This window comes from Rhodococcus sp. Q (assembly GCF_005503035.1).
In the GTDB taxonomy this organism is placed as follows: Bacteria; Actinomycetota; Actinomycetes; order Mycobacteriales; family Mycobacteriaceae; genus Rhodococcus_G.
The window spans coordinates 1-21,211 of sequence record NZ_SCOY01000003.1; the positions used below are offsets into that span (position 1 = coordinate 1).

Sequence of the window (21,211 nt, forward strand, 5' to 3'; positions counted from 1 at the left end):
TCGCTTTCGCCGGAGCAGAAGCATTCGATCGAGGATCCGATCGAGATGGAGGCGGCGGCGGATGCGTTGCCGATCGAGCAGGTGGCGAAGCGGTGGATTGTGGCGTCGGATCCGGATGATGCGGTGGAGCAGGTCAAGGCGTATGTGGATGCTGGGTTGAATCATTTGGTGTTTCATGCGCCGGGTCATGATCAGCGGCGTTTTCTGGAGTTGTTCGAGCGGGATTTGGCGCCGCGGCTGCGCGCACTCGCCTGATTGCCCCGTCGTTCGACACGGAAGGACCGTCTACCTATGGCGATGGCTCGAATCGGTTCGGCAGCAACACTTCCCACCGCAACGGCGGAGTCCTGGGAATGGCAGCTACGGGCGCGATGCCGCGGCATGGACAGCGCGATGTTCTTCCATCCGGAAGGCGAACGTGGCCCGACTCGAGCGTGGCGCATTCGCACCGCGAAGGCGCTGTGCGCGCAGTGCCCGGTCATCGAGCAGTGTCGGCAGCACGCCGTGGACATCGGTGAGCAGTACGGGATCTGGGGTGGAACGTCGGAGTCGGAACGGTACCGCGACGGCCGGCCGGTCAGGCGGATGGCGCACTGACCGGCCGGACCGGCGTCACGCCGGCTGAACCTGCTCGCGCAGGACGTTCTTGAGTACCTTGCCGGACGCGTTGCGAGGCAGGGTGTCGATCAGTACCAGTACGGTCGGCAGCTTGTAGCGGGCGAGGGAGCTCGACGCCCACTCGCGCAGCGACTCGATGTCGAGAACGGCGGAATCACGCAGCGCCACATACGCGACGGGCGTCTCGCCCCACACCGGGTGGGAACGGCCCACGATGCTGACCTCGACGATGTCGGGGTGACCGGCCAGCACGTTCTCCACCTCGGAGCAGTAGATGTTCTCGCCGCCGGAGATGATCATGTCCTTCGCGCGGTCGACGACGTACACGAAGCCGTCCTCGTCGACGCGGACGAGGTCGCCGGAATGAAACCAGCCGCCGTGGAACGCATCGGCGGTGGCCTCCGGCTTGTTCCAGTAGCCGAGCATCATTCCCGGTCCGCGGTAGACGATCTCGCCGACCTCGCCGGGTGCCACGTCCCGCATGTCCGGCGTCACGACCCGTGCCGACACCGACGCGATGGGACGGCCGACCGACCCGAGCTTGCGGAGGGCGTCCCCGCCGTGCAGGACGCACGTCACCGGGGACATCTCCGTCTGCCCGAACAGCGCGATGCTCATTGCGCCGGGGAAGGTGTCCGACATGGTCCGCAAAAGCGTGTCGGATGCGGGGGCGGCACCCCAGCCGAGGATGCGCAACCGGGCGAGATCCCGCTGCGGCACAGTCGGTTCCGCGCACACGGCCTGCCACTGCGTGGGCACGAGGAAGATGCTGGTGACGCCCTCGGACTCGATCGTGTCGAGAATCTCGGTCGCGACGAATGCGCGGGTCGGGTGGATGACCAGCGTGCCGCCGACGTAGATCGTGGGGATGACCGAGCCGACCGCGCCGATGTGGAACAGCGGTGACGCGACGAGGTTGACCTCGTCCTCGTCCACGTACTGGAAGGCGCGCATCACGGTGGTCCCCTGCGACTGCAGGTTCAGGTGGGTGAGGACCGCGCCCTTCGGCCTCCCGGTCGTTCCGGAGGTGTACATGATCAGCGCGGGAGAATCCTCGGGCACATCCGGCAGTTCGGCCGTCGACGCCTCGGCAGCGAGCAGATCGGCGTACAGCTCGTAACCCGCCGGGTCGGGAGCGACGACGGCGACCCGGGGTGGATTCGTCAGCTTGGGCAGCGCGGCGGTGACGATCGGGAGTCCGATGTCGTCCACGACGACGATCTTGGCGTCGCAGTCGTTCAGGATGTAGCCGGCTTCGGGGCCGGTGAGCCGGAAATTGATCGGTACGGCGATGGCGCCGAGAAGGTTGGCGGCGAGGACCGTCTCGATGAACTCGGGTCGGTTGCCGGTGACCAGCGCAACCCGGTCGCCGAACCCGACGCCCCGTGCCGCGAACGCGGAGGCGAGGGCGTGGACACGGTCATTCAGTTCGGACCAGGTGGTGGTCGTCCCGGTGAATCTGATGGCGGAGCGGTTGCCGAGTGCTGTGGCATGCCGCTGCACCTGGTTCATCCAGTGATTGCGCCTGGCGAGGTGCGGTTGGTCGGAGACATGTGAGGGCACGTCTGTTGCCTTTCGGATTGGATTCCGGGCGGGGCGGAGGGGGCGCCCCGCCCGGAAGTGGGATCAGTTCGCGGGGCTGCTTTCCGGTGCGGGCTCGTCCGCGCCGGCCGAGTCGGCGGCGGTGTGGCGCACGGGGCAGCCCGGGGTGAAGGTTCCCATCTTCGGGATGTCGAACCCGTTGGGGTAGCTCTTGATTCGAGGCATGTCGTGGACGTGGAGAGGCGTGCGCCGCGAGGGCAGGACGGCGACGATCCGAGCGCGGATCTTGAGCGCGCCCTCGGAGGCGCGTCGCGCGAACGTTCCGGGGTCTCGGTAGCGGAACGCGGCGAGCAGCGACTGGTCCATGAGCGAACGGCTGAAGACGTCGATGACCGGCTTCGCGAAACTCGGGTAGAACGACGCGAGAAGGTCGAGGGTGGAGTCTGCCACGCGACGGGCACCCGGGTCGAAGGCGAAGTGCTCGGCCTCATAGGCGTCCATGAAGGTCGCGAAGTCCTCGAAGGTGTCGGGGATGTCCTTGATGCCCATGTGCTTGCCGAGGGTCTGGTAATAGCGGACCGAGGCTCGGAGTTCGGCAGCGGTGAGTTGGCGCCATCCGAACTTCTCGATCCAGCGCGCAGGTACGACGACGAAGGTCGACAGGACGTACAGGAAGTCGGCGTTGGAGATGTCGTACATGTGGTGCATCTGGTTGATGCGGCGCAACGCGGCTTTGCCGTTCTTGCTGTCGAAGCCGTCGAGGAGGGGCAGTTCGAGCAGGATCGAGGTGTCGTCGTAGCGCTTCTGGGTGTCGTTCGTGAAGGCGCCGGTCTCGTCGAGCAGTTTGCCGATGCTGGGGACGGCGTACGTGCGGAAGAGGGCGAAGCTCAGGGACTGGTTGATGTCCCAGGGGAACTCGTAGGTCGAGAGGTTTCGGTAGATCTCCACGTATCGCGTCTCGGGATCGAGGCCGATATTCGGGTTTCGCTTGCTCACGTCGACTCTCCTTTAGCGTTCGTTCAGTGAGCGTAAGTCGAGTTATTGTTTTGTGCAAGGGGTCACACTGGTTCAGGTTCCGCAGGCTGTACCAGGCGGAACGTCGACAGAAGGGAGCGTGGCCGTGGTGGACGAGGACAGGAAGCGGACGCCGACACGAGGTGCGCAACTGCGCTACCTCGAGGCGGGACTTCGCGTGCTGGCGAACCATGGGCACGCGGGCCTGAAGCTCGCAACGGTGTGCGAGGCGGTAGGTGCCACGACCGGGTCCTTCTACCACGCGTTTCCGAAATGGGGCGACTACACGTCGGCGCTGATCCGCTACTGGCGCGAGGAGAAGAGCGACCGGTTCATCAGCAGTGCCCGTGACGTCACCGACCCGGTGCAACGCCTGCGCTTCCTCATCGACGTCGCGCTTGCGCTGCCGCACGAATCGGAGGCCGCGATCCGCGTCTGGGCGTCCCACGACCCCGCCGTTCGGGCCATCCAGATCGATGCGGACGAGGAGCGCAGGCGGTTCATCTCGGACGCCTACTTCGACGCCATCGGCGATCGGGAACGTGCCGACCGATACGCGACCGTCGCGATGTACCTGCTCGTCGGCTACGAGAACGCCACCCACCGCTCACGTAGTGCACTGCGGTGGGCGCTCGAAACCTACTTCCAGCAGGCGTTGGCCGAGGAGGACCTGGTCGCACCGACGCACGACGACGCCCCGGTCACTCGGTAGCGGACACCACGACTCTCGAAATGGTGCTCGTCCGCAAGGCCGCGGGACAACCTGGTCGGGTTCATGAAGCGGTGACCGCCTGCTCGGCCGGGTCCTAGGATGGGATCGACCATGTAGGGCTCCGGCTACCACGGCGGTGATGCTCGATGACGGTTCTTCGTTTCGCGACCATGTGCGTCACGGCCTTCGTTCTGGTCACGGGGTGCTCGACGACCACCGAGCCGTCGGAGGAGACCGCCCCGTCGACGGCCTCGGGCGTGGTCAAGTCCGTGGACCAGGACGCGTTGCAGGCCGCGGTCGACGTGGCGGCAATGCAGATGCGGGTGCCCGGAGCCTTCGTGCGGGTACGTACTCCACAGGGCACGGTGGACGCGGCCGTGGGCACCACCGAACTGGGGACGGGATTCGAACCCGACGCCGGCACCCACTTCCGGATCGCGTCGAACACCAAGACGCTGACGTCGGCGTTGATCATGCTGTTGGTTCAGGACGGACTGCTCGCGTTCGACGACCCGGTTTCAGAGTTCGTTCCCGGCGTACCGAACGGTGAGAACATCACCATCGCACAGCTTTTGGACATGCGAAGTGGCCTGTACAACTACACCGAGGCGCCGGAGCTGGCCGCCACGATCGACGCCGACCCGGCGAAGGCGTGGACGCCACAGGAGGTGCTCGATATCGCCTTCGCGCAGCCACCGAACTTCCCGCCCGGCGCCGAGTACGAGTACAACAACACCAACTACGCGCTGCTGGGTCTCGTCGCGGAGAAGGTCGGCGGGCGTCCGCTCGCGGAGCAGTTCGCGGAGCGCCTGTTCCGGCCGTTCGGACTGAACGAGACTTCGCTGCCTGCCGCCGACGACGTGTCGATCCCGCGCCCGCTATCGCACGGATACATGTACGGCGAATCGAAGTACGCGCTGGTCGACGAACCGTATCCGGACGACCTGGCGGCAGCGGCCCGCGCGGGGACCGTCGCGCCTCTCGATTACACCCACCAGAACCCGTCCTACGCGACCGCGGCGGGCGGCGCGATCTCCACCGCGAACGACCTGGCGACGTGGATCGACGCGCTGGTCTCGGGAGAGGTGTTCGACGCCGACATGCAGCAGCAGTGGTACGACAGCAGGCGGGCCGAAGATCCCGACACCCCGGACGGCCAGCAGTACGGATACGGCATCAGCTATCAGCAGTTCGGGCCGGGGGTCGCGATGTACTACCACGGCGGTGAACTGCCGGGATTCAATTCGTTCATCGGCCACGACCCCGACAACGACGTCACGATCGTGATCTGGACGAACCTCACACTGTCACCTGACGGTGCAACCACGGCGAACGCGTTGCTGCCCGTCGTCCTCGATCAGGTGTACGAGGGCCTGCCCCTCGGCTCACCGCCGCCGATGCCGACACCGACCCGGTGAGCCGAGGAGGTTCTACGCGGGCAGGATGCTGACGGTGCCCTTGCAGACCGCGTTCTGCGGGTTCACGAACCACCAGGCGCCACCGGTCTGAACGGTGACGGTGAAGTCGACGACGCCGGTGCCGGTCCACGTCCGGTTGATCGGGATGCTCGGCTTCTGCAGCCAGGCGGATTCGTCGCTGACGCTGTGACCCGACTCCTTGGTGTCGCGGTTCGTCCAGTCGACGAGTACGCGGTTGCCGTACCAGTTGGGCCCGATGCTCGGGATCAGCCCGGCCGGGGGTGCGGGCAGTTCGTTGCCGCCGCTGAGGAGCAGTGACGGCTCGAGTGCGGCACCGCCGGGACGAAGCGACGCGCCCGAGGACGCGGTGACGGTCCAGGTGAACGGCGGCGCCCAGAACAGCGGGTTGTTGCTCGAACAGGTCATGGTCGTCGTGGACGGTTCCGCGTTCGCGACCGCACCGCCCCCGACCATGACCGACGTGCTGAGGGCTGCCGCCCCGAGAACTGCAGCGCCTGTACGACGAATCCTCCGGTTACCCATGAATCCTCCCCTTGATCGACGACGCGAAAATGGAGCCCTGCTCCACACCAGACTGTCGGTGCGGAACCGGAATTCGTTACAGAACGGTCGGCGGGGGAGTCGTTCTCGGACGCTCGGGAACTTTCCTGCGGCGGCCCGCATCTACCTATCCGGGAAGGCACGCCGGGACATTCGGTCCCGATTCGGAAAGGAACTGGAATGACGGAGAACAACGCACTCACGGACCTCGGCATCGACCTCTCGGACGTGCTGAGCGACCCCGCCGCCACCGTGAATGTGTCCACCGAGTCCGTGACCGTCGGCTTCGATGCGGCGGCGGGCACGTCGGCCGGTGCGGGTATCGAGGTGGAGTTCAGTGCGCCGGGTGGTGTGCCGCAGTTGAGTGTCGACGGTGGCGGGCAGGTGTCGGCCGCGGGTGAGTTCCAGGCGGGCGGAAGCTTCGACTCGGTCGACCTGTCCTCCGAAGCGGGTACGACGGAGGTGACCATCGATTCCGTCGATGCGGGCATCGCCGGTGGTGGCAGCGTCGTGGCGGGCGCGGAGTTCGACTTCGACGTGTACGGAAACCCGGACGGCGGCCTTCCCGCATTCGATGCCGGGGTGGGCGTCGACTACGCCGCCGAGAGCGAACTTCACACCGACGGGGGCTACTCCCACACCGAGATCAGCACTGAAACGGGTGGGTACGGAGCCGATTACGGCATGTGAGCAGGTGCGAAGTGGCCCCGCCGGATTCACCGTCGGGGCCACTGTCGTCACGGTCGGTCAGCGGGCCCGCGCCTCCGCGACGGCCTCCGCGATGGGCATCGCCAGTGTGGGTCCGTGCCCGGGAAGGATCGTGTCGGCGTCGAGGGCCGCCAAGTGGTCGAGCGCGGCCGCCGTGTCGCCGTGACCGTGGTCGAACACGGATGGGAGTAGTTGCGGGCCGGACACTTTCGACAGGGGATGGGCGGTGACCAGGGCGTCGCCGGTGACGATGACGCCGTGCTGCGGCAGGTGGTAGGCCGTGTGTCCGGACGTGTGGCCGTGGGTGGCGACGGGGACTGGCGCGCCCGGCAGGTCGAGGGCTCCCGCTGCCGGAAACGCCAGGCCGTCGCTGACGGAGAGCTGCTTCGTGGCTCCGGCCCGGGCAATGCTCGCCAGCCACCGCGCCACACCGTGGCGGTGCAGCATCGGAACGAAGTCCTTCGCGGTCGCCTGCTCGAGGTAGTCGCGGCGCAGGTGCGCGACCTCGACCGGATCGGTGAACACGGGAATGCCGTAGCGCCGGTGGAAGTCGACGATGGTGCCCATGTGGTCGATGTGGGCGTGGGTGAGCAGCATGCCGCGGACGTCCTCGGGGCGGCGCCCGAGTGAGCGGATCGCGGACTCCGCGGCACCGACGTCACCGGGATAGCCGCCGTCGATCAGCGTCAGTGCGTCGCCGTCCCGGAGGAGCACCATGTTCACGTGTGTGCCGAGGATGCGGAAGACGTCGGGGGCAACTTCGTCGAGGTTGGTCACCGGCCCATTCTGGAGGACGGGTGGCGCTGGACGGTCGGTGCTCCACTCAGCTCTTGACATACAACCAATCGGTTGTATGTTGGGAGGGTGAGTGGAGATGACGAGGACCGGGCAGACGCCCTGTTCCACGCGCTCGCCGACCGGACCCGACGCGACATCATGCGCCGTGTCCTCGCCGGAGAGCACTCGGTGTCGTCGCTCGCGCAGCAGTACGACATGAGCTTCGCTGCAGTGCAGAAACACGTCTCCGTACTGGAGAAGGCCGGATTGCTCACCAAACGGCGAAACGGCCGGGAGCAGTTGGCCAGTGGCGACGTCGCGGCCGTGCGGTCGGTGGCGTCCATGCTCGCCGAGTTCGAACAGGTGTGGCGCGGTCGCATCGCCCGTATCGACGAACTCATCGCATTCGATTCACCCGTCGTATCCGGATCAACGCAGGAGGACTGAACGATGCCTGTTATCGACGTCAAGCCCGACCTCGACAACCTGACCCTGACCATCACCGCCGAGTTCGCAGCTCCGGTGGAGCGAGTCTGGCAGATCTACGCCGACCCGCGTCAACTGGAAAAGGTGTGGGGGCCACCGACCTTCCCGGCGACCTTCGTGGACCACGACCTCACGCCCGGTGGCCGCGTCACGTACTTCATGACCGGTCCGGAGGGCGAGAAGTACGCCGGCTACTGGCAGATCACGGCCGTCGACGAGCCGACCGGCTTCGCGTTCGAGGACGGCTTCGCCGACGAGGAGTTCAACCCGAATCCCGAACTGCCGGTGTCGAAGAACGTCTACTCCTTCGCGGCAACCGAGACCGGAACCCGGGCCACGTACGTGAGCACCTACGCCTCCGCCGAAGGGCTGCAGACGGTGCTGGACATGGGTGTGGTCGAGGGGGCCACGCTGGCGATCAACCAGATCGACGCGTTCCTGGCCTGACGGCGCGCCTGCGGTACGGGGCCCGAGGTCGTCGACCTCGGGCCTCGCACCGCACCCGTGCATGAGCGGACCTACGGCCGGACCAGCACCTTGAGTGCTTCGCGGGAGTCCATGAGCCGGTATGCCTCGGCAACATCGTCGAGCGAGGTCTCGGCATCGAAGACGCGACCCGGCTCGATCTCCCCGCCGAGCACCTGGGGAATCGCAGCCTCGATGTACGCGCGGACCGGGGCGGGTCCGCCGGTCAGGGTGATGTTCTTGCCGAACAGCGACCCGAATCCGACTGGGGCGGACTCGTACTGGGGGACCCCGACCCGGGAGATGACGCCGCCGGGCCGGACGATGCCGTAGGCCTGTTCGTACGCGGGCATGTGGCCGACCGCCTCGAGAACGATGTGCGATCCCTCGCCGCCGGTGAGATCGAGGACCTGCGCGATGCCGTCGGCACCGCGGTCGGCGACCACGTCGGTGGCGCCGAAGTCGCGGCCGAGATCGGTGCGGACGGTGTGCCGTCCCATCAGGATGATCCGTTCGGCGCCCAGCTGTTTCGCGGCAATGACGGCGGACAGTCCGACGGCACCGTCACCGATCACGGTCACGGTCCTACCCGGTGCCACGCGTCCCATGTGTGCGGCGTGATACCCGGTGAGGTAGACGTCGGACAGGGTGAGCAGGGACGGCAGCAACTTCTCGTCGACGTCGGACGGAATCCTCACCAGAGTGCCCGCGGCCTGCGGGACGCGGACCAGTTCGGCCTGGGCGCCGCCGACCCCGTTCGAACCGTAGAAGCCGCCGTGCCGGCACGAGGTGTGAAAGCCGTCCAGGCAATAGGGGCAGGTGTTGTCGGAGTAGGCGAACGGGGAGATGACGAGGTCGCCCGGCTTCAGTGTGGTCACCGCGGAACCGACGTCCTCGACCACACCGATGAACTCGTGGCCCATCGCGGAACCGCGCTCGCTCGGCGTCATCGAGTGGTACGGGTGCAGGTCGGACCCGCACACGCAGGCCAGGGTGATTCGGACGACGGCGTCGGTCGGTTCGTGGATCGTCGGGGTTGGCACGTCCTGGACCCGGACGTCGCCGGGGCCGTACATGAATGTTGCTCGCATGATGACGGATTCCTGTTCGTGAAGTGGGTCAGGCTTCGGGGATGGCGATGCCGAACTTCTCGAGGGTCAGCGAGGCGGGTTCGGGGCCGCCGCGGATTCCGGTGTCGAGGGCGTCGATCGCCGCGAGCTCGCTGTCGGTGAGGGCGAAGTCGGTGACGGCGAAGTTCTCCGAGATGCGGTGCGGTGTAACAGACTTGGGGATGGCTGACCGGCCCTGCTGCAGGTGCCATCGGAGCATCACCTGGGCTGCGGACTTGCCGTGCTTCTCGCCGATCGCGCGGAGCGTCGGATCGTCGAGGGTGCTGGTGTTGCGGCCGTCGCGGTAGAAGGTGATCCCGCCGATCGGCGACCAGGCCTGGGTGAGGATGCCGTGCACCGCGTCAGCGGCGAGCACAGCCGGCTGCCGGAAGTACGGGTGCATCTCGATCTGGTTGACGGCGGGCACCACGTTCGCCGATGCGGTGAGCCGATCGAGGTGGTCGGGCATGAAGTTGCTGACGCCGATCGAGCGGACCTTCCCGTCGGCGAGCAGTGTCTCGAGCGCCCGGTACGCGTCCTGCGTCAGGTCGAAACGGGTGGGCAGCGGCTGATGCAGGATCAGCATGTCGAGCTGGTCGAGGCCCAGCTTTCCCGCCGACTTGTCGAAGGCGTGCAGCGTGGCGTCGTAGCCGTAGTCGCTGATCCACACCTTCGTCTCGACGAAGATGTCCGCGCGGTCGATGCCCGAGCGGCGGATCGCCTCACCGACCTCGCGCTCGTTGCCGTACGCGGCAGCGGTGTCGATGTGCCGGTAGCCGGTGCGCAGGGCCGCTTCCACGGCTGCGATCGTCTCGTCCGGTGGCGTCTGGAAGACCCCGAAGCCGAGCGCGGGCAGCGTGACGCCGTTGTTCAGGGTGAGGGTAGGAACGGGATTCACGGTCATGGCTTTCACGGTAGGAAGGAGTCGAGGATTCAGGGAGGGCCTGGTGTTACCCCGTTGGCGGGAATGTCCGAGCGCCTGGGTCGATCAGCAGGCCGCCCCGATCGTGAGCAGGTAGGCGTCCTGCATCCACGCCGCCGAGAGTTCCGGGCGTGCCGGGTACTGGCGGTACCTCCCACGACGGGTGTTCCGGTCGTACCGTCGAGGGCATGGATCTGAAGGCGGAAACGGCCGAGTTCCTCGCGTCGCGGCGTGCCCGGATCACCCCCGACAAGGCGGGACTGCCCGCGTACGGCGGCAATCGTCGGGTGCCGGGACTGCGCCGCGAGGAGGTGGCGATGCTCGCGGGAGTGAGCGTCGACTACTACACGCGTCTCGAACGCGGCAATCTTCGCGGGGTGTCCGACGGGGTGCTCGAGTCGCTGGCAGAGGCACTGCAACTCGACGACGCGGAACGCAGCCACCTGTTCGACCTGTCCCGGTCCGCGAACGCGTCGGGTGCCGCTCGGTCGCGGGCCCGGCGGACGGCGCCGGGCAGGCTGCGTCCGGTGGTACAGCGCATCCTCGACTCGATGGAGACGGTGCCCGCTCTGGTGCGCAACGGCCGGTTGGACGTGCTGGGCGCGAATCTGCTCGGCCGCGCACTGTATGCGCCGATGTACGACTCACCCGAGCGGGTGGCGAAGCAGCCGGTGAACTCCGCCAGATTCCACTTCCTCGACACCGGGGCGGCGCAACGGTTCTGGGGCGACCGCTGGGAGAAGGCCGCGCACGATGCCGTCTCGATCCTGCGGTCGGAGGCGGGACGGAACCCACACGACCGGGAACTGATCGCCCTTGTCGGCGAGTTGTCGACGCGTAGTGAGGATTTCCGTCGCATGTGGGCGTCCCACGACGTCCGCCTGCACCGCACGGGCACGAAGGTGTTCCACCACCCGGCGGTGGGTCGCCTCGAACTCGACTACGAGGCGCTGCTGCTGCCCGTGGATTCCGGCCTGCAACTCAATGTGTACACGGCGGTGCCCGGGTCGCCGTCCGACGACGGTCTCAAGTTGCTCACCTCGTGGGCGGCGACCACTCTCGTCGTGCCGTCCTGATCCGGAGCGCGGCCACACCCAGGAGCCCGGATGCGCGGAAAGCGCCGGGAGCGTGACGGGTGTGCGCAGGCTCCGGAGCGTGGAGATTCCGGCTGTGTCGGTACTCGCTCGTATCGTCGTGGGCATGGGAACTTGGGGTTCGGGGCCGTTCGAGAACGACGGCGCGTGTGATCTGCTCGCAGCGCTTCGCGCAGGCGAGTTCGACATCGACGACTACGCAGGTCATGTCGGCGGGGACTATCTCGAGGCCGACGACGCGCAGGCCGCGATCGCACTCGCGGAGGTCGTCGCCGTGGCCGATGGACTGCTTCCGGCGCCAGGACCTCTCGACGGCATCGACGCGGCCCGCTACGCCGCGTCGCTGACACCGGAGCAGCGCGCGTGGATCGTCGTCACGCTCGAACGCACCATCGCGGACGCCGACACCTCCGAACTGTTCGAGCTGTGGGCGGAGAACGGTCCTGAGGATCTGGAGGAGTGGCGCGCGCCGATCGAGAGCAGGTTGGCGGGTCTGAAGCAGCCGCGCTGAGCACTTCGCGTCGCCGTCCACTGTGAGTTCGATTATGGTCGTTAGACTCGCGTAGCAGAATCCTGCTGATCCGCGATACAGGCTCGGACACTTCACGCTCCGACGGCAGGACGAGATGGACGAGGACGACACGGATCACGACGCACCCCGAAACAGCGTGGGGTCGGCGCGCATGCGGAGCCGCGCGGCCCGAGGGGTCGGCGCGGTCCTGTTCTCCGGCGCGGTCGTCGCCGTGGGCGTGTTCGGGTACGCGGGCTACCTGACGATTCGCGTGGCCCACTCGTACAGCAGTGGTATCACGTCCACGCAGGATGCGTTCCCCGACGAGGAGCGACGTCCGGCGCAGACGCAGGCGACGAACATCCTGTTGATCGGTGTCGACAAGGCGTGTGCGGCAGGCGGGACACCGCTCGCGCCGCAGGCCGGCCAGACGGACTCCATGATGCTTGTGCACCTGCCCGCCGATCGGTCGACCGTCCATGTGGTGTCGATCATGCGGAACCTGTGGGTGCCCATCCCCGGCCACGGATTCGACAAGATCGACGCGGCAGTCGAACTCGGCGGAGCGCCCCTGGCCGTCGAGACCGTCGAGAACCTGTTGCGCGCCAGAATCGACCACCTCGCGATCGTCGACCTCGCAGGCCTCGCCTCGGTTGTCGACGCGGTGAACGGAATCGACGTCCGCAGCGACCGCGCCTTCACGAGCGCAGGGTTCGAGTTCGTGCGCGGCGCCAATCATCTCGACGGCGCGGAGGCGATGCGTTTCGTACGTGAGCAGGAGGCATTCCCGGACGCGGACTTCGCGCGAGTGAAGAATCAGCAGGCGGTCGCCCGCGGCATCACCGACCGCGTCTTCTCCGGCGACGCCGTGACCGACCCCTCGCACCTCGACACCGTCGTCGACGAACTCGCCCCGTACGTGACGGTGGACAGTGAGCTCGACTGGCGGACGGCGATGTCACTCGGCTACCGCCTCTACGGTGCCCGCGGCCAACACCACTACGTCACCATCCCCACCTCCGGCATCGACACCACCTTCGGCGGGCAGTCGATCATCAGGCCCGACGACGTCGCTCTGGCACAGTTGCGGGACGCCTTCGCTCGCGACGACGTCGCGACGCTGCACCGCGTCGGCGGTGGGTGAACGACGGCCGACGGAAGGCACGCCAACGGTGATACTCCCCAAGGTTCGAGATCCGCGCTTCATCACGATCCGCCGCGGCGGAACCCTCACCGACGAGGATCACCACCTGCTCGCACTGTGGGCGGCGTCGTGCGCGGAACACGTCCTGCCCCTCTTCGAGTCGGAGCGGCCTGACGACCCGCGGCCGCGGGAGGCGATCGAGCATGCCCGCGCGTGGGTGCGTGGGGAGGTCCCGATGATGCAGGCACGTGCGGCAGGAGGCCACGCGATGGGGGCCGCTCGAGACCTGCGAGGAGCGGCCCGTCATGCCGCCTACGCGGCAGGGCAGGCGGGGGCCGTCGCGCACGTCGCCGCTCACGACCTCGGTGCGGCCGCCTACGCGATCAAGGCCGCACGAGCGGCTGCGCCTGCCGCCGAGGCCGAAGCTGCGGGGCGGCGCGAATGCCGATGGCAGCGAGACCAACTGCCGGACACGATCCGCGAGCTGGTTCTCGATGACCAGCGGTTGCGCAACGACATCTGCTGGTCGGTGTTCGACTGCTGAGTAATCGTTCTCGAACCGAAATGCGACGCGCCACAGGTGTGAACATGGACGCTGCGGGGCATGCTCCTACCGTGATCGGTGGTGGCGCTCGTGTTGGGCGGGCCCACCTGCGCGAGGGGAGCCCCGAACTGTGCATCGCGTCAAAGCAGGCCGTCAGCCGCTGCAGCGGACCTCCGGAGTGGACCGTGAGCCCACACCCTCGACCGACGAACCGATCCGCTGGCCCGATCCCAGTCCGCTCGACGAGTGGTGGATCTCCGTGATGGCACGAGGTAAACCGGATACCGCTCCCTGACCACGTGGACTTTGTTCAGTAGAAGGCTTCGAGGGCGACAAAACACCCCCGGGAATGTGTCGGGGCCCATCATGGACCCATGACCGAGACGCACCTGCATCGACGCTTTCCCACTCTGAAGGCGAGTCTTCCCCGATTGCCCCTGGGTACGGGACCGAGTCCGGTGCGTGAACTGACCCACCTGCCCACGGCGTCCGGTTCGGTCTGGCTCAAGGACGACGGTGCGTACGGAGACGGCGGCTGGGGCGGAAACAAGGTTCGGAAACTGGAATGGCTGCTGGCCGACGTCCTGCGCCGCGATCGCAGGACGGTGATCACCGTCGGAGGATTGGGTACCAACTGGGGGCTGGCCACCGCCCGCTACTGCCGGGAGCACGGGGTGGACACCGCGCTGGCGCTGGTCGACCAGCCCATGGACGATCACGTCCGGGATCAACTGCAGCGACTGCGCGACAGTGGCGCGCGGCTGTACTTCACCCACAGCAAGGTGCGGACGGTCGCCACAGTGCCGTGGCTGCTGGCCCGACACCGCCGTGCCTGCTTCATCCCACCCGGCGGATCCAACGCCGTCGGTGCCCTCGGATACGTCGAGACAGCATTCGAACTGGCCGAGCAGATCCGCGAGGGGGCATTGCCCAGGCCGGGCAGCGTCGTGGTTCCCGTCGGCTCCGGAGGCACCGCCGCCGGCCTGTCCCTCGGCCTGGGGTTGGCCGGGTTGTCGGACGTCACGGTCACCGCCGTCGTCGTCAACGACACGTTGCGTCTGGACCGGCACACCCTCGAGCGGCTCGCGCGTCGCACCGCGAAGTTGCTCACCGACCGCGGCGCCGCGCTGCCGGACGCGCAGCCGTCCCCGCTGGTTGTCACCCGCGATTGGTTGGGCCCCGGCTACGGACACCCCACTCCTGCCGCGCTGGCTGCGCTGGCCCTGGCGCGGGAACGCGAGAATCTCGCCCTGGAACCGGTGTACACCGGCAAGGCGATGGCAGCGTTGCTCGACCTCGACGCGGGCGGCCGATGGAGCCGTGACGCTCCGGTGTTGTTCCTCAACACGAACGGACCTCGATGACGTCTCGCCGCAGGTCTCGTCCGCGGATCGGGACGTCCGGCAGGAGTGGGGAAGCACGGACATGAAGTTGACGACCATGACGCAGGTGACCGTCGACGGTGTGGTGCAGGGGAACGGCGGCGCCTCGGACGAGGACCGCCGGAACGGATTCGTACGCGGCGGCTGGGCACTCGGGGCGGGCGACGCGGAGACCATGGGGCTGATCACCTCGACGTACCAGCGGGCCGATGCGTTCCTGTTCGGTCGGCGGACCTACGAACTCTTCGCCGGGTACTGGGGGACGGTCCCGGAGATGCGCGCCCACCCCATCGGTGTGACGTTGAACGAGACGCCCAAGTACGTCGCCTCGACGACGCTCACCGAGGTGCGCTGGGAGAACACCACCCTGCTCACGGGTGACCTTGCCGCGGCGATCGCCGACCTGAAGGCGACATCCGAGGGGGAGTTGCAGGTGCACGGCAGCGGCACCCTCGTCCGCTGGCTGCTCGCACGGGACCTCGTCGACGAGATGACTCTGATCGTCGTCCCGGTGATCCTCGGCCAGGGCACCCGACTGTTCCCCGACAACGGGCCCGACATCGCGCTCGACCTGGTCGAGTCGAGTGTCGATTCGAAGGGTGTCACGATCCAGGTCCATCGGCCGAACGGCCGTCCGAGCTACCCGGCCGATCCGGTCGAATGACACCGTGGCCGCCGTGCGTCAGAGGTGTTGAGTCGCAAAGGATACGGATCGATGACGACGCCGACTGACAGTCACCGAAGCGAGACCTTCGAGCGTCGAGATTCCGGTGCCCCCCGCACCGGATCGGAGTTAAATGGTTCCAACCAACCCACGAGAATTCGACAGTAGAAAGTACAGCCCAAGTCAGCCGGCCACCCGCAGCTGTCAGGTAGTGAAGCACGGGCGGCGCATCGTCTTCGGGAAGCGCGATGATCGAAGCAGTGTCGGGACTTCACACGGGCAGGCGAGCACATGCGGTCGCGCCCGAACCGCACGAACACACGGCAGACAGGATGGGGGACGGCGCGGTTCCGCTGCGCCACCTCCTCGCGGTGGCACAGTTGACACCGCCCCAGGCTGCGCTGCTCGTGACGGACGTGATCGATCAGGTCGAGTCGGCACGTGGACTCGGCAGGCAGCCGTCCTCCGTTCGGGGCGCGGCCGTCACGGTGGCCGAGTCCGGTCGGCTGACACTCGAGCGGATGACCCGCCGGACCGGACCAGCCCCGGACGTCACGGACGCGGTCGCGGGTGTCGTCCGGAGCATCGCCACCAACTGCCGTAAGGCGGAGTTCGTCGACAGGCTCACCGAATCCGTTTCGGCGGCAAAGGATCTGCAGGACCTGGTGCGGAAGGTTCGGGTAGCAGTCGCGCCCGACCTCGACCCGGACGCGGAGGAACGGCGGCGTCGTCAGATCGGCGAGCTCGTGACGGTGGCGAGTGGACACCCGCTTCCGGACGGCCGGCTCGTCACCGAGGCGCCGACCGCGCAGGACCTGCACTTCACCGACGCCGGATCCCTCGCGTCGAAAAGCTGGGTTCCGCCCGTCCACAAGGTGTGGGACGAGCGTCGGAGGCGCCCGTCCCGACGCGTCGTGATCTTCTCGCTGCTCGCGATCGTGATCCTCACCGGGGCTGCGGTGGCCGTTCCCCGCGTCTGGTCCGAAATGGGCCGGGGCTGGAACGCCGTCCTGAGTCCGGACGATCCTCCGGACCCGAACGCGATCGACCCGGTGTCACCGCCACCCGAACCGTCACCGCCGTCGGGCGGTGTCGCGCCCGCGCCCGTCCCGTCCGGTCCTCCGGGCAGTGCCGGTCCGATCACCGCCGTCACCGCGACCTTCGCCGAAGGGGCGTGCACGGCTGGGCAGCCATGCCTGGTGCGGGTGGACGTGAACTACGACCCGTCCAAGGCGGTCTCCACGGTGACCTGGAAGCTCGTCGTCCACGACCGCTGCTCGGGGGAGGTGCGCACCAGCGCCGACGTCACGATGCCGACGGAGCCGGGGCGCGAGCAGGTGTACGGCATCGGCAAGACCGACCTGCCGGCCGGTCCCGCGATTGCGGTCGTCGCCGAGACCAGCGCCCCCGCCGCCGCCGCCTCGGAGCCGTTGTTGGTGCCCGCCGAGAACGCGACCTGCTGAGGCGTGGGGAATTCCATGCGGGGAAACGACCGCGAATCCGATCCGTGGATCGTCACGGCAGCGCTCGTCCTCGTCGTCCTCGGCCTGCTTAACCTGGTCTCCATCGGGCTCACCTCGTTCGCCGTCCGGCAACTGGGCTTCGCGGTCGTCGGGGTCGGCGCGATGTGGGTGGTCTCCCGGATGCGGGTGGACAAGCTGAGCCGGCTCGGTTGGTGGATGCTCGGGGCATCCGTCGTGATGCTGGCGGCCGTGCCGTTCGTGGGGGTCTCGGTCAAGGGCGCGCAGCGCTGGCTCGACTTCGGCCTGTTCACCGTTCAGCCGTCGGAGATCGCGAAACTCGCGTTGGTCCTGGTGGCGGCGACGGTGCTCGCCCGCGGCTACTCGACGCTCCGGCTGCTGGCGACGCTCGCGATCGCTGCGACGGTGGTCGCGTTGGTGGCGATGCAACCCGACCTGTCGACGGCCGTGGTGATGGCGGCGACCGCTGCGTTGATGCTCGTGCTCGCCAGGGTCCCACTGCTTCCCCTGGTCCCGCTGTTCACGCTCGGGGTCGCCGCCATGCCCCTCGCCGTCCTGTTCCTACGCCCGTACCAGCTCGAACGGATCCACGTGTTCCTGTCGAGCGAGGCCGACCCGAGCGGTCCGGGTTGGGCATCACTGCAGGCGGACATCGCGGTCGGCAGCGGTGGGCTGTGGGGTCTGGCGCGCGACCCCATGTACGCCCTGCGCGCGCAGTACCTCCCGGAGTCGGAACACGACCTCGCGTTCGCGAGCGTCGTGTACGGGTGGGGGCTGATCGCCGGGCTGGCGGTCGTGGCGGCGTCCCTCGTGATCGCGTGGCGGTCGGCGCTCGCCGCCCGGCGCGCCCGGACGAGGCAGGGCGCACTCGTCGCGGCCGGTGTCGGTGTCCTGTTCGGGATGCACGCGATCCTGTCGGTCGGGGCGAGCCTGTCCGTGCTGCCACACACCGGAATGCCGATCCCGCTGTTCAGCTACGGCGGCACGGTCGCCATCGTCGGGTTCGTCGCGATCGGGCTGGTGCTCGCGGTGCGGCGGGACGGCGTCGCGCGACCGTTGTGGGCGCCGCCGTCCAAGCGCCGTGGGCGCCCGCGAGGAATGACGGTCGGGTCGCTCGCGGTCACCGCCGCGCTCGTCGCGATGTCGGTGTTCGCATGGCAGTTGCAGACCGAACGCGGTCCGGAGTTGCGCGCGCTCGGCGACCAGCAGATGCAACGGTGCATCCGGCTGCCCGCCGAGCGGGGACTCATTCTCGACCGGACCGGAGTGCCGCTCGCGACGAACGTGCCCGAGTACACGGTGTCGGTCGTCGCCCGACTGTTCGACGAGTCGAACCTCGGTGCGCGGGGGCAACTCGCGGCGCTGCTCGGGCTCCCACCCGCGGAGGTGGACGCCCCCCTCGACGAGCTGCGTGAGGGGGAGGTGCAGGCCGTCCTCGGCAGGGCCACTCCCGATCAGGCGCGGGCCGTCATCGACGCACACATACCGGGCGTACTGGTGGCGCCGTCCGGAAAGCGGCACTACCCGTTCGGTACGACGCTCGCATCGATCCTCGGCTACGTCGGTGTCGGCGACCCCGAGGACATGGAGCGTTGGAACCATCTGGCGCTCGGATCGCGAGTCGGCAAGGCGGGCCTCGAGAAGCAGTACGACGCACTGCTGCGTGGCAGCGACGGAAAACAGTGCATGTACGTCGACCCGTCCGGGCGTCCGGTTGCCGCGGGTGAACGGGTCGACCCCATCCGTGGGCACGACCTGCGGCTGCACCTCGACATGGGATTGCAGAACCTGGCGACGGACGGGCTGACGCAGGCGGTGCGCAGCAGTGGCGGCGACCTGGGTGCCGCGGTCGTGATGAACGCGCGCACCGGCGCGGTGCTGGCGCTGGCCAGCGTGCCCGGTTTCGACAACAACGTCTACGGTCCGCCCGTCGACCTTGTCGCCCTTGCGTCGCAGACCGGGGGACCCGGACCCGGCCGGATGCTCAACCACGCATTCCAGACGGCGGCGCCGCCCGGCTCGACCTTCAAGATCGTCACCGCGTCGGCCGACATGGTCCACCCCGTGCTGTCACCCGACCAGGTCATCGCGACCGGAGCCTCGTACACGTACGGCGGCCACACGTTCAACAACTGGCAACCGATGGGCCCGCACAACATGCTGCAGGCCATCCAGACGTCCGACAACGTCTACTTCTACAAGCTGGCAGAACTTCTCGGGCCCGAGCGGATCGCCGAGGTCGCCGATCAGCTCGGTGTGGGTCGGGCATCCGGAATCGATCTGCCCGGCGAGGCCACCGGGTTCCTCGGCACGCCCGCGTCGGTCGGCGAGATCGGGTCCACCTGGTATCCGGGGTCCACCCTGCTCATGGGTATCGGGCAGGGCACCGTGACCGCCACGCCGATGCAGGTGGCGAGGTGGACGGTCGGCGTCGGCACCGGCGCGATGGTGACACCGCAACTGGCCGCGGGCTACGACGCCGGAACCGTTGTCCCCGTCGACACGGAGCAGCCGCGGCGGCTTCCTTTCGCGGACCTGCTCGGTCCCGTCCGGGCCGGGATGCGGGCCTCGGCCACGGTGGGTACGGGTGGACAGCTCGCCGATCTGCCGGTGACCGCCGGCACCAAGACCGGGACGGCGGAGGATCCGTCGGCGCCGGGGAAGGGGCTCGACGCATGGTTCTCCGCGGTGGCGCCATTCGAGAATCCCGAGATCGTCGTGACTGCGATGGTGCGGGGCGGCGGGTTCGGTTCGGCGACATCGGGTCCCGTGGTGAAGGCGATCCTCGCGCGGTACTTCGGAGCCCCGGCACCGGCGGCACCCGCGGCCACCGCGGCACCGCCGGGGTGAGGGGGCGCGGCACCGCCGCGGTGAGGGGGGAGAGGCACCGCCGCGGTGAGGGGGAGAGGCAGGCAGGTCAGTTGTTGCTGTAGGCGGCAACAACTTCGGGGTGGGCGAGGCACGCTGTCGCACCTTCGGCCACACACGTGAGTGGACGTTCCGCGGTCTTCACCGGCAACCCGAACGCATCCTCGAGCAGTTGCGACAGCCCACGGAGCATCGAGCCACCGCCGATCGCGAGGACCCCCTCGGACATCACGTCGCCGATGGCCTGAGGCGGAAGGTCTTCCAGGCAGGACGTCAGGGTCTGCACGATGCTTGCCGTGGTCGGTCGTAGCGCCTCGACGATCTCGTCGACGTCGAGGGAGAGCAGGCGGGCCCGGCCGGTGACGGCGTCGAGGCCCTCCACCACGACGGACTGACCCTCCTCGGTGTCCGGCGTGCCCATCTTCGCGCGTTCGGCGGTGAGGTCTCCGACGATGATCTGGTGTTCCTCGCGCAGGTAGTGGTGCAGCGCGGTGGTGAGTTCGTCACCGGCGATCCGGCAACTGCGGTGCGAGATCACGCCACCGAAGCAGACGGCGGTGACCTCGGAGGTGCCGCCGCCGATGTTCACGACGAGATGCGCGCGGGGCTCCATCGGATTGATGCCGCACCCGACGGCGCCCGCAACGGGTTCGGGTATCAATCCGACCTTCCGCAGGCCGGCTTCGTGACCGACTTCGAGCAGCGCGCGGCGTTCGAGCGGTGTCGCGCCTTCGGGCACCGAGATGACGGCTGTGGGTCGACGGCCGAAGTGCCCGTACGGCGAGGCCTGTTTGATGACGGCAGAGACGAACGCCTTCGCGGATTCCAGGTCCACGATGACACCGGCCCGCATCGGGCGCACCTGTGTGATGCCTATGGGTGTGCGTCCGACGAGACTGCGGGCCTCCTGGCCGATTGCCAGCGCACGGTGTGGTTCCTTGGTGCGAACCAGCATGAAAGACGGTTCGTTCAGAACGATTCCGTCCTCGGGGGTCCCGACGACCGTGTTCGCTGTTCCGAGATCGATACCGAGTCCGCTCACGTCGGCCTCCCAGTGGGAATCGAAACGAGATTGGGTCAAATGCTACGCACGCGGAGGCGATCGCGCGCGGTTTCGTGGCCGATGCAGCGGTGCCGGTTCGCGAGTCTTGACACTGCGACGGTTCCGGCGATTGACTGAGCACCTCGTGC

21 protein-coding genes and 1 pseudogene are annotated in these 21,211 nt (G+C 68.0%); 15 read left to right on the forward strand and 7 right to left on the reverse strand.

The genetic code is table 11. The annotated features are described in order from the left end of the window. Window positions 1-255: pseudogene (locus FFS72_RS04135) on the forward strand (glucose-6-phosphate dehydrogenase (coenzyme-F420)); the annotation flags it as partial. Window positions 256-291: 36 nt separating this feature from the next. Next, window positions 292-597 carry a WhiB family transcriptional regulator gene (locus tag FFS72_RS04140; protein ID WP_137872770.1) on the forward strand — a complete coding sequence of 102 codons (306 nt, stop codon included), beginning with the start codon at window positions 292-294 and terminating at the stop codon, window positions 595-597. 15 nt (window positions 598-612) lie between these two features. Here FFS72_RS04140 and FFS72_RS04145 read toward each other — a convergent pair whose 3' ends face one another. Then, a complete protein-coding gene (locus tag FFS72_RS04145; RefSeq protein ID WP_212744322.1) occupies window positions 613-2,130 on the reverse strand; it encodes a long-chain-fatty-acid--CoA ligase in 1,518 nt (505 codons plus the stop codon). Window positions 2,131-2,244: 114 nt separating this feature from the next. Beyond that, on the reverse strand, window positions 2,245-3,156 hold the full coding sequence (locus tag FFS72_RS04150) for an oxygenase MpaB family protein (RefSeq protein ID WP_137872772.1): 912 nt from the start codon (window positions 3,154-3,156) through the stop codon (window positions 2,245-2,247). 127 nt (window positions 3,157-3,283) lie between these two features. Between FFS72_RS04150 and FFS72_RS04155 the strand changes: the two genes are divergently transcribed. Together FFS72_RS04155 and FFS72_RS04160 are read left to right on the forward strand one after the other, a co-directional pair. After that, on the forward strand, window positions 3,284-3,886 hold the full coding sequence (locus tag FFS72_RS04155; RefSeq protein WP_137872773.1) for a TetR/AcrR family transcriptional regulator: 603 nt from the start codon (window positions 3,284-3,286) through the stop codon (window positions 3,884-3,886). A gap of 146 nt (window positions 3,887-4,032) precedes the next feature. Further along, on the forward strand, window positions 4,033-5,304 hold the full coding sequence (locus FFS72_RS04160) for a serine hydrolase domain-containing protein (RefSeq protein WP_137872774.1): 1,272 nt from the start codon (window positions 4,033-4,035) through the stop codon (window positions 5,302-5,304). 12 nt (window positions 5,305-5,316) lie between these two features. Here the strand turns inward: FFS72_RS04160 and FFS72_RS04165 are convergent, their stop codons facing one another. Continuing rightward, window positions 5,317-5,847, reverse strand: coding sequence for a hypothetical protein (locus FFS72_RS04165; protein WP_137872775.1), 531 nt, complete (start codon window positions 5,845-5,847; stop codon window positions 5,317-5,319). Between the two features lie 198 nt (window positions 5,848-6,045). Here FFS72_RS04165 and FFS72_RS04170 point away from each other — a divergent pair, with 198 nt between their 5' ends. Next, entirely contained in the window at window positions 6,046-6,555 is a 510-nt protein-coding gene (locus tag FFS72_RS04170) for a hypothetical protein (protein ID WP_137872776.1), read from the forward strand. Window positions 6,556-6,612: 57 nt separating this feature from the next. On the opposite strand, the gene FFS72_RS04175 is transcribed toward FFS72_RS04170, so the two are convergent. After that, window positions 6,613-7,350, reverse strand: coding sequence for an MBL fold metallo-hydrolase (locus tag FFS72_RS04175; protein WP_137872777.1), 738 nt, complete (start codon window positions 7,348-7,350; stop codon window positions 6,613-6,615). An 87-nt stretch (window positions 7,351-7,437) separates the two neighbouring features. On the opposite strand from FFS72_RS04175, the gene FFS72_RS04180 reads away from it, so the two are divergent. Together FFS72_RS04180 and FFS72_RS04185 are read left to right on the forward strand one after the other, a co-directional pair. Next, complete coding sequence (locus tag FFS72_RS04180) at window positions 7,438-7,797, forward strand: ArsR/SmtB family transcription factor (RefSeq protein WP_050066302.1); 360 nt, start codon at window positions 7,438-7,440, stop codon at window positions 7,795-7,797. Window positions 7,798-7,800: 3 nt separating this feature from the next. Further along, on the forward strand, window positions 7,801-8,283 hold the full coding sequence (locus FFS72_RS04185) for an SRPBCC family protein (RefSeq protein ID WP_137872778.1): 483 nt from the start codon (window positions 7,801-7,803) through the stop codon (window positions 8,281-8,283). 71 nt (window positions 8,284-8,354) lie between these two features. On the opposite strand, the gene FFS72_RS04190 is transcribed toward FFS72_RS04185, so the two are convergent. Further along, on the reverse strand, window positions 8,355-9,392 hold the full coding sequence (locus tag FFS72_RS04190) for an alcohol dehydrogenase catalytic domain-containing protein (RefSeq protein ID WP_171018557.1): 1,038 nt from the start codon (window positions 9,390-9,392) through the stop codon (window positions 8,355-8,357). Window positions 9,393-9,420: 28 nt separating this feature from the next. Further along, window positions 9,421-10,314 carry an aldo/keto reductase gene (locus FFS72_RS04195; RefSeq protein WP_137872779.1) on the reverse strand — a complete coding sequence of 298 codons (894 nt, stop codon included), beginning with the start codon at window positions 10,312-10,314 and terminating at the stop codon, window positions 9,421-9,423. Window positions 10,315-10,520: 206 nt separating this feature from the next. Between FFS72_RS04195 and FFS72_RS04200 the strand changes: the two genes are divergently transcribed. The 8 genes from FFS72_RS04200 (at window position 10,521) to FFS72_RS04235 (ending at window position 20,002) form a co-directional block, all read left to right on the forward strand. Continuing rightward, entirely contained in the window at window positions 10,521-11,408 is an 888-nt protein-coding gene (locus FFS72_RS04200; protein WP_137872780.1) for a helix-turn-helix transcriptional regulator, read from the forward strand. A 124-nt stretch (window positions 11,409-11,532) separates the two neighbouring features. Next, on the forward strand, window positions 11,533-11,937 hold the full coding sequence (locus FFS72_RS04205; RefSeq protein ID WP_137872781.1) for a DUF4259 domain-containing protein: 405 nt from the start codon (window positions 11,533-11,535) through the stop codon (window positions 11,935-11,937). A 115-nt stretch (window positions 11,938-12,052) separates the two neighbouring features. Next, window positions 12,053-13,081, forward strand: coding sequence for an LCP family protein (locus FFS72_RS04210; protein ID WP_137872782.1), 1,029 nt, complete (start codon window positions 12,053-12,055; stop codon window positions 13,079-13,081). A 28-nt stretch (window positions 13,082-13,109) separates the two neighbouring features. Then, window positions 13,110-13,625 (forward strand): putative immunity protein, encoded by a 516-nt coding sequence (locus tag FFS72_RS04215; protein ID WP_137872783.1) that lies wholly within the window; start codon window positions 13,110-13,112, stop codon window positions 13,623-13,625. 374 nt (window positions 13,626-13,999) lie between these two features. Continuing rightward, window positions 14,000-14,989, forward strand: a complete 990-nt coding sequence (locus tag FFS72_RS04220) for a 1-aminocyclopropane-1-carboxylate deaminase/D-cysteine desulfhydrase (protein ID WP_137872784.1) — start codon at window positions 14,000-14,002, stop codon at window positions 14,987-14,989. Window positions 14,990-15,050: 61 nt separating this feature from the next. Next, window positions 15,051-15,671: a dihydrofolate reductase family protein gene (locus tag FFS72_RS04225; RefSeq protein WP_137872785.1), complete on the forward strand. Its 621-nt coding sequence runs from the start codon at window positions 15,051-15,053 to the stop codon at window positions 15,669-15,671. 248 nt (window positions 15,672-15,919) lie between these two features. Then, window positions 15,920-17,134 carry a hypothetical protein gene (locus tag FFS72_RS04230; RefSeq protein WP_137872786.1) on the forward strand — a complete coding sequence of 405 codons (1,215 nt, stop codon included), beginning with the start codon at window positions 15,920-15,922 and terminating at the stop codon, window positions 17,132-17,134. Between the two features lie 15 nt (window positions 17,135-17,149). Then, a complete protein-coding gene (locus FFS72_RS04235; protein ID WP_137872787.1) occupies window positions 17,150-20,002 on the forward strand; it encodes an FtsW/RodA/SpoVE family cell cycle protein in 2,853 nt (950 codons plus the stop codon). Window positions 20,003-20,069: 67 nt separating this feature from the next. Here the strand turns inward: FFS72_RS04235 and FFS72_RS04240 are convergent, their stop codons facing one another. Further along, entirely contained in the window at window positions 20,070-21,062 is a 993-nt protein-coding gene (locus FFS72_RS04240) for a rod shape-determining protein (protein ID WP_137872788.1), read from the reverse strand. Window positions 21,063-21,211: the final 149 nt, after the last annotated feature.

Bases quoted from the DNA above. Each gene is read 5' to 3' on its own strand.
- FFS72_RS04140 (WP_137872770.1), top strand. From the start codon at position 292: ATGGCGATGGCTCGAATCGGTTCGGCAGCAACACTTCCCACCGCAACG.
- FFS72_RS04145 (WP_212744322.1), bottom strand. From the start codon at position 2,130: ATGAACCAGGTGCAGCGGCATGCCACAGCACTCGGCAACCGCTCCGCC.
- FFS72_RS04160 (WP_137872774.1), top strand. From the start codon at position 4,033: ATGACGGTTCTTCGTTTCGCGACCATGTGCGTCACGGCCTTCGTTCTG.
- FFS72_RS04165 (WP_137872775.1), bottom strand. From the start codon at position 5,847: ATGGGTAACCGGAGGATTCGTCGTACAGGCGCTGCAGTTCTCGGGGCG.
- FFS72_RS04170 (WP_137872776.1), top strand. From the start codon at position 6,046: ATGACGGAGAACAACGCACTCACGGACCTCGGCATCGACCTCTCGGAC.
- FFS72_RS04185 (WP_137872778.1), top strand. From the start codon at position 7,801: ATGCCTGTTATCGACGTCAAGCCCGACCTCGACAACCTGACCCTGACC.
- FFS72_RS04190 (WP_171018557.1), bottom strand. From the start codon at position 9,392: ATGCGAGCAACATTCATGTACGGCCCCGGCGACGTCCGGGTCCAGGAC.
- FFS72_RS04195 (WP_137872779.1), bottom strand. From the start codon at position 10,314: ATGACCGTGAATCCCGTTCCTACCCTCACCCTGAACAACGGCGTCACG.
- FFS72_RS04200 (WP_137872780.1), top strand. From the start codon at position 10,521: ATGGATCTGAAGGCGGAAACGGCCGAGTTCCTCGCGTCGCGGCGTGCC.
- FFS72_RS04205 (WP_137872781.1), top strand. From the start codon at position 11,533: ATGGGAACTTGGGGTTCGGGGCCGTTCGAGAACGACGGCGCGTGTGAT.
- FFS72_RS04210 (WP_137872782.1), top strand. From the start codon at position 12,053: ATGGACGAGGACGACACGGATCACGACGCACCCCGAAACAGCGTGGGG.
- FFS72_RS04220 (WP_137872784.1), top strand. From the start codon at position 14,000: ATGACCGAGACGCACCTGCATCGACGCTTTCCCACTCTGAAGGCGAGT.
- FFS72_RS04225 (WP_137872785.1), top strand. From the start codon at position 15,051: ATGAAGTTGACGACCATGACGCAGGTGACCGTCGACGGTGTGGTGCAG.
- FFS72_RS04230 (WP_137872786.1), top strand. From the start codon at position 15,920: ATGATCGAAGCAGTGTCGGGACTTCACACGGGCAGGCGAGCACATGCG.
- FFS72_RS04235 (WP_137872787.1), top strand. From the start codon at position 17,150: ATGCGGGGAAACGACCGCGAATCCGATCCGTGGATCGTCACGGCAGCG.